The following is a 7,393-nucleotide window of genomic DNA, read 5'->3' on the forward strand; positions in this document are numbered from 1 at the left end:
GACATGCAGACCGCCAACAAGTTCTCCGTCTCCCGGTACACGCCCGAGCGCGGGGCGATGGCCAAGCTCACCGCCCGCGACTCGGTGGTGCGCCGGCTCGACTGGCCGATACTCCTCTCCGCGCTCGCCCTCTCCTTCATCGGCGCCCTGCTGGTGTGGTCGGCGACCCGCAACCGGACCACCCTGAACCAGGGGGACCCGTACTACTTCCTGGCCCGGCACGCCCTCAACACCGGCATCGGCCTCGTGCTGATGATCGGCACGGTCTGGCTCGGCCACCGCACCCTGCGCGGCGCCGTGCCGATCCTCTACGGGCTCTCCCTGGTGCTGATCCTCGCCGTGCTGACCCCGCTCGGCGCCACCATCAACGGCGCCCACGCGTGGATCGTCATCGGCGGCGGATTCTCCCTCCAGCCGTCCGAGTTCGTGAAGATCACGATCATCCTGGTGATGGCGATGCTGCTGGCCACCCGGGTGGACGCGGGCGATCTCGCCCACCCGGACCACCGCACGGTCGTCAAGGCGCTCTGCCTGGCGGCGGCCCCGATGGGCATCGTCATGCTGATGCCGGACCTCGGCTCCGTGATGGTCATGATCGTGATCGTGCTCGGCGTGCTGCTGGCCTCCGGCGCCTCCAACCGCTGGGTGGTGGGCCTGCTCGGCGCCGGCGCGAGCGGCGCCATCCTGATATGGCAGCTCGGCGTCCTCGACGAGTACCAGATCAACCGCTTCGCGGCCTTCGCCAACCCCGAGCTCGACCCGGCGGGCGTCGGCTACAACACCAACCAGGCGCGCATCGCGATCGGCTCCGGCGGCCTGACCGGCTCCGGGCTGTTCAAGGGCTCGCAGACCACCGGCCAGTTCGTGCCCGAGCAGCAGACCGACTTCGTCTTCACGGTGGCGGGGGAGGAGCTGGGCTTCATCGGGGCCGGGCTGATCCTGGTGCTGCTCGGCGTCATCCTGTGGCGGTCCTGCATGATCGCCCGGGAAACCACCGAGCTGTACGGGACGATCGTGTGCGCCGGGATCATCGCCTGGTTCGCCTTCCAGTCCTTCGAGAACATCGGGATGACCCTCGGGATCATGCCCGTGGCCGGGCTCCCACTGCCGTTCGTCTCGTACGGAGGATCATCGATGTTCGCGGTGTGGGTGGCGATCGGACTACTGCAGTCGATCAAGGTGCAACGGCCATTGTCAGCCTGATGTCCCGTTCACCCTGTCGACGTGATCCGTTCAGGACTAAGTTCGGTCTATGGCGGACACCAAGCGCGAAATCGAGCGGAAATTCGAGTTCTCCAAGGCCAAATCTGCCCGGCGCGGAGTGCCGGACCTGACGGGCACGGCCGCCATCGCGGCCGTCTCCGACCAGGGCACCGTAGACCTCGACGCCGTCTACTACGACACCCCCGACCAGCGGCTCGCCGCCGACGGTCTCACCCTGCGGCGCAGAACGGGCGGCGCGGACGAGGGCTGGCACCTCAAACTGCCCGTCTCTCCGGGAGTGCGCGACGAGATCGGGGCCGCGCTCAGCGACACGGTCCCGCCCTCCCTCGCCGCCCTCGTCCGCTCCCGCGTCCGCGGCGCCGGGCTCCAGCCGCAGGTCAGGCTCCTCTCCTCGCGCCGCGTCAGCCATCTGCTCGACGCCGACGGCGCCCTGCTCGCGGAACTGAGCACCGACGCCGTCGTGGCCGAGCGCGGCGAGGCCACCGCCATCTGGACCGAGGTCGAGGTGGAACTCGCCGACGGCGTGGACCCCGAACTGCTCGACGCCGTCGAGAAGACCTTCCGCAAGGCCGGACTCCGGGTCTCCGACGCCCCCTCGAAGCTCGCCCGGGCCCTCGCCGAGACCGCGGCCGAGCCCCCGGCCCGGCCCGAGAGCGGCGGCCCCGAGGGCACGACGGGCGCGCACGTGCTCGCGTACCTGCGCGAACAGCGCGACGCGCTCGTCGCCCAGGACCCCGCCGTGCGGCGCGGGCTGCCGGACTCCGTCCACCAGATGCGGGTCGCGAGCCGCCGGATCCGCAGCGCCTTCAAGACGTACCGCAAGGTGATCGACCGGGCGGCCACCGATCCGATCGGCGAGGAGCTGCGCTGGCTCGCCGCCGAGCTCGGCGTCGACCGCGACCAGGAGGTCCTGCTGGAGCGGATCCAGACCCACCTCGGCGAGCTGCCCCGCACCCTCATGACCGGCCCGGTCCGCAGCAGGCTGCGTGTGTGGAACACCACCCGCCGCTCCGGATCGCGGCGCCGGGTCCTCGCCGTCCTCGACAGCGCGCGCTACGTGGCCCTGCTCGACTCCCTCGACGCGCTGCTGGACGGGCCGCCGCTGCTGAAGCACGCGGCCCGGCCCCCGGAAGCGGTCCTCCCGAAGGCGGTCCTCCACGACTACGCGCGCCTCGCCGGCCGGGTCGACACCGCGCTCACGCTCGACGCGGGCCACGAGCGGGACCTGGCCCTGCACGACGCCCGCAAGGCGGCCAAACGCTTCCGCTACGCGGCCGAATCGGCCGAGCCCGTCCTCGGCAAGCCGGCGAAGCACCTGGCCAAGGCCGGGAAGTCGGTGCAGAACCTGCTCGGCGACCACCAGGACAGCGTGGTGGCCCGCGAGGCCCTGCGCGGCCTCGCGGCCCAGGCGACGGGCGCGGGGGAGTCCGCCTTCACCTGGGGCGTGCTCTACGCCCGCGAGGAGGCCCTGGCCGAGCGGCGCGAGCGCGAACTTCCGGACATCTGGGCGGAGGCCGCCGACCCCGCGCTGCGGGCCCCACTGAAATGATCATGTGGGTGGGGGCGGCCGAGCCTCGGGGTACGCTAGATAGCTGCCCCCTGCCCGCTTCACGAAAGTCGCGTGATGACCGAGTCGGTCTTCCCTCAGCTTGAGGCCCTGCTTCCGCACGTGCAGAAGCCCATCCAGTACGTCGGCGGTGAACTCAACTCCACGGTCAAGGAGTGGGAGAGCTGTGACGTCCGCTGGGCCCTCATGTACCCGGACGCGTACGAAGTCGGGCTGCCCAACCAGGGCGTCATGATCCTGTACGAGGTGCTCAACGAGCGCGAGGGCGTCCTCGCCGAGCGCACCTACAGCGTGTGGCCCGACCTCGAAGAACTGATGCGCGAGCACAAGGTGCCGCAGTTCACCGTGGACAGCCACCGCCCGGTCTCCGCCTTCGACGTGTTCGGCCTGTCCTTCTCCACGGAGCTGGGCTACACCAACATGCTCACGGCCCTGGACCTCGCCGGCATCCCGCTGGAGGCCCGCAACCGCACCGTCGACCACCCGATCGTCCTCGCGGGCGGCCACGCGGCCTTCAACCCCGAGCCGATCGCGGAGTTCATCGACTGCGCGGTCATCGGCGACGGCGAGCAGGCCGTCCTCGACATGACCGAGATCATCCGCACCTGGAAGGCCGAGGGGCGGCCGGGCGGGCGCGAAGAGGTCCTCCTGCGTCTCGCGAAGACCGGCAACGTCTACGTCCCGGGCTTCTACGACGTCGAGTACCTGCCGGACGGCCGCATCGGCCGTGTCGTGCCCAACCGCTCCGGCGTGCCGTGGCGCGTGTCCAAGCACACGGTCATGGACCTCGACGAGTGGCCCTACCCCAAGCAGCCCCTGGTCCCGCTCGCCGAGACCGTCCACGAGCGCATGTCCGTGGAGATCTTCCGCGGCTGCACCCGCGGCTGCCGTTTCTGCCAGGCCGGCATGATCACGCGCCCCGTGCGGGAGCGAAGCATCACCGGCATCGGCGAAATGGTGGAGAAGGGCCTGAAGGCCACCGGCTTCGAGGAGGTCGGCCTCCTCTCCCTGTCCTCCGCGGACCACACGGAGATCGCCGACATCGCCAAGGGCCTCGCCGACCGCTACACGGACGACAAGGTGGGCCTGTCCCTGCCGTCGACCCGCGTGGACGCGTTCAACGTGGACCTGGCCAACGAGCTGACCCGCAACGGCCGCCGCTCCGGCCTGACCTTCGCCCCCGAGGGCGGCTCCGAGCGCATGCGCAAGGTCATCAACAAGATGGTCTCGGAAGAGGACCTGATCCGGACCGTCGCCACCGCGTACGGCAACGGCTGGCGCCAGGTGAAGCTGTACTTCATGTGCGGCCTGCCCACCGAGACCGACGAGGACGTGCTCCAGATCGGCGACATGGCGGTCAACGTCATCGCCAAGGGGCGCGAGGTCTCCGGCCAGAACGACATCCGCTGCACGGTGTCCATCGGCGGATTCGTGCCCAAGCCGCACACCCCGTTCCAGTGGGCGCCGCAGCTGTCGGCCGAGGAGACGGACGCCCGCCTGGGCAAGCTCCGCGACAAGATCCGCGGCGACAAGAAGTACGGCCGCTCCATCGGCTTCCGCTACCACGACGGCAAGCCGGGCATCGTCGAGGGCCTCCTCTCGCGCGGTGACCGACGCATCGGCGACGTCATCCGCGCCGTGTACGAGTCGGGCGGCCGCTTCGACGGCTGGCGCGAGCACTTCAGCTACGACCGCTGGATGGAGGCGGCCGAGAAGACCCTGCCCGCCTACGGCGTGGACGTGGCCTGGTACACGACCCGGGAGCGCACCTACGAGGAGGTCCTGCCCTGGGACCACCTGGACTCCGGTCTCGACAAGGACTGGCTCTGGGAGGACTGGCAGGACGCCCTCGACGAGACCGAGGTCGACGACTGCCGCTGGACCCCGTGCTTCGACTGTGGCGTCTGTCCTCAGATGCAGACCGAGATCCAGATCGGTCCGACGGGCAAGAAGCTCCTGCCGCTGTCCGTCGTGAAGTAACCCTTGGGTCACGAGAGGCCCCCGCCCGCAACGGGCGGGGGCCTCTGCCGTGTCCTTCCCTGCATGGAAAAGGACCAACGGCCTCCGGCCGACGGCGGCGACGGGTGCCTGGTGGCCGTCATCAGGATTCCCGTGAAGATCGTCGCGGTACTCGTCGTACTGCCCGTACGGGTGGTCTGGGAACTGCTCGTCGCCGGGGGCCGGGCCGCGCACCGGCACGTCCTCGGGCCGCTGTACGTCCATGTCATCGGGCCGTTGCTCCGAGTGCTGGGGTGGCTGCTGGCCACCCTGTTCAAGCTGGTCTTCGTCTGGCCGTGGGTCGGGCTCTGGCGGTACGTGCTCACCCCGGTCGGGCGCGGCCTGGCGTGGCTGGGCCGCGGCGCGTACGAGCACCTGCTCGCGCCGGCCGGGCGGCTCCTGGCCGCCTGCGTGCTGCGTCCGCTCGGCGGGGCGCTCGCCTGGCTGGGCGCGGTGGTCCACCGGTACGTCCTCACCCCCGTCGGGCACGGGCTCGTATGGCTCGCCGTCGCCGTGTTCCGGTACCTGTTGCGGCCGGTCTGGCTGGGCCTCGTATGGCTCGTCATCGCCCTGTACCGATATCTGCTGCGGCCCGTCGGGCTTGGCCTCGGGTGGCTGGCCGCCGGTCTGTACCGGTACGTGCTCGCTCCGGCCGGCCGGGTCCTCGTATGGGCCTGGCACGTGGCCGGGCTGATCACCGCCGCGCTGTGGCGCGGGCTCAAACGGATCGGCTGGGTGCTGATCGGGTGGCCCGTGTCCCAGGTGTACCGGCACGTTCTTTCCCCCGTCGGGCACGCCGTCCGCGAGGTCTGGCGGACCGGCCGCGCCGCGGTCCGCGAGGCGCGGGCCACCGTACGCCGTGCGCTGTTCGGTACTCCTCCCGTGGAACCGGCGAGGTCACGGGCGCGTACTCTGGGTAGTACGACAGCCGCCCACGCGGCACCCGCTGACGAGATCTCCCTGCCCCGACGGCAGGGGTGAGCCGGAGCGGGTCGACAGACCTCAGGGCGACGCGCGAGCCGCGGAGCCCCGCACAAGGAGAAGAACCACTGGGCAAGCGACAGCCCGAAGGCCCGCCTCCCGCACCGGTGGTGCAGCGCATCCGACTGCGCTACACCAAGCGCGGCCGCCTCCGGTTCACCAGTCACCGCGACTTCCAGCGCGCCTTCGAGCGGGCCCTGCGCCGCGCCGAGGTGCCGATGGCGTACTCGGCCGGCTTCACCCCGCACCCGCGCGTCTCGTACGCGAACGCCGCCCCGACCGGCACCGGCAGCGAGGCCGAGTACCTGGAGATCGCGCTCGCCGAGCCCCGCGACCCCGAGAAGCTCCGCGAGCTGCTCGACGAGTCGATGCCCACCGGACTCGACATCATCGACGCCGTCGAGGCCCGCACCTCGGGCCTCGCGGACCGGCTGACCGCCTCCGTGTGGGAGCTGCGCCTTGACGGCGTGGAGCTCGCCGAGGCCGAGCGGGCCGTGACGGCGTTCCTCGCCGCCGAGAACGTGGAGGTGCAGCGCCGGACCAAGAACGGAATGCGAACCTTCGACACGCGCGGGGCGGTCGTCAGTCTCGAAGCGCTTCCCGCCCCGGCTGATAGGCCGCTGGACAATGCCTGTGCGATACTGCGGCTGGTTGTTCGGCATCTGACACCTGCCGTGCGACCCGACGACGTCCTGTCCGGTCTCCGAGCTGTGGCCGACCTGGCGCCGCCGGTCCCCTCAGCGGTGACCAGGCTGGCGCAGGGGCTCTTCGACGAGGAGTCCGGCACGGTGACCGACCCGCTCGCGCCCGACCGCGAGGCTGACACGGCCGCCCCACCCACGGCCGCCGTAGCAGCCGACGCGAAGGCGCCGGAAGGTCCCGCCGCGTAAGGAACGCCGTCGTCGCGCAGCCCTGGTACTCGGGAGCCACCTGGGTCGGGCCGCGCACCGACCTGAAGACTTCCGCCAGGCCGTACGGACAACACGTACGGAACCGGCGGCCATGGACTACAGCTCCCGTGTGGCGAACGCGCCCCGGAGGCCGGTTCCGCGCTCATTACGCGGAGCCGTGCCGGACCGGAAGTCAGCCGCGGCGCCCGGGAGCGTGACGGGAGAACCGCCCGCAATGCTCAACAACGAAAACGACATCACTTCTGCTGGTAGCGCCGACAGCTCCAGCCCCAGCGACAACCTGCCGCCGCGCCGACGCCGCCGTGCCGCTTCCCGGCCCGCGGGCCCGCCCGGTGGCGCCGTCGCCGAGACGGCCCCGGTGACCGAGGCCGCCCCGGCCGCCCCCGCCGAAGAGGCCGCTCCGGCCGCCGCCCCCGCCCGTCCCCGCCGCCGCGCGACCCGCGCCGTGGCCGCCCCGGCGACCCCGGCCGCCGAGGCCGTCGTCGTCGAGGCCCCGGCCGCCGAGCCCGTGGCCGCCGCCGTCGCGCCCGTCGCCGAGGAGCCCGCCGCTCCCGCTCCGCGGACCCGCCGCCGTGCCACCCGTGCCGTCGCCGCCCCGGAGGCTCCCGCCGCCGTGGCCGAGGCCGCGCCCGTGGTCGAGGAGGAGGCTCCGGCCGCTCCGGCTCCGCGTGCCCGTCGTCGTGCCACCCGCGCCGTCGCGGCTCCGGCCGCC

General features: G+C 71.8%; 5 protein-coding genes and 1 pseudogene. All 6 read left to right on the forward strand.

Translation table 11 applies throughout. The features are described 5' to 3' along the window. Positions 1–3 precede the first annotated feature (3 nt). Positions 4–1,203 carry a rod shape-determining protein RodA gene (rodA, locus tag ACZ573_RS22870; protein ID WP_471306999.1) on the forward strand — a complete coding sequence of 400 codons (1,200 nt, stop codon included), beginning with the start codon at positions 4–6 and terminating at the stop codon, positions 1,201–1,203. A gap of 49 nt (positions 1,204–1,252) precedes the next feature. Further along, the gene (locus ACZ573_RS22875; RefSeq protein WP_471307000.1) at positions 1,253–2,773 is read left to right on the forward strand and encodes a CYTH and CHAD domain-containing protein; all 1,521 of its coding nucleotides are present in this window, start codon (positions 1,253–1,255) and stop codon (positions 2,771–2,773) included. A gap of 72 nt (positions 2,774–2,845) precedes the next feature. Next, positions 2,846–4,771, forward strand: a complete 1,926-nt coding sequence (locus tag ACZ573_RS22880; RefSeq protein WP_184791952.1) for a TIGR03960 family B12-binding radical SAM protein — start codon at positions 2,846–2,848, stop codon at positions 4,769–4,771. A 63-nt stretch (positions 4,772–4,834) separates the two neighbouring features. After that, the gene (locus tag ACZ573_RS22885) at positions 4,835–5,770 is read left to right on the forward strand and encodes a hypothetical protein (protein ID WP_471307003.1); all 936 of its coding nucleotides are present in this window, start codon (positions 4,835–4,837) and stop codon (positions 5,768–5,770) included. 110 nt (positions 5,771–5,880) lie between these two features. Beyond that, positions 5,881–6,660 carry a TIGR03936 family radical SAM-associated protein gene (locus ACZ573_RS22890; protein WP_301371181.1) on the forward strand — a complete coding sequence of 260 codons (780 nt, stop codon included), beginning with the start codon at positions 5,881–5,883 and terminating at the stop codon, positions 6,658–6,660. A gap of 235 nt (positions 6,661–6,895) precedes the next feature. Then, positions 6,896–7,393 (forward strand): annotated as a pseudogene (locus tag ACZ573_RS22895) (ribonuclease E/G); the annotation flags it as partial.

The organism is Streptomyces sp. NPDC040545, assembly GCF_055595065.1.

Coding starts and splice junctions, on each gene's coding strand:
- rodA (WP_471306999.1), top strand. CDS start 4: ATGCAGACCGCCAACAAGTTCTCCGTCTCCCGGTACACGCCCGAGCGC.
- ACZ573_RS22875 (WP_471307000.1), top strand. CDS start 1,253: ATGGCGGACACCAAGCGCGAAATCGAGCGGAAATTCGAGTTCTCCAAG.
- ACZ573_RS22885 (WP_471307003.1), top strand. CDS start 4,835: ATGGAAAAGGACCAACGGCCTCCGGCCGACGGCGGCGACGGGTGCCTG.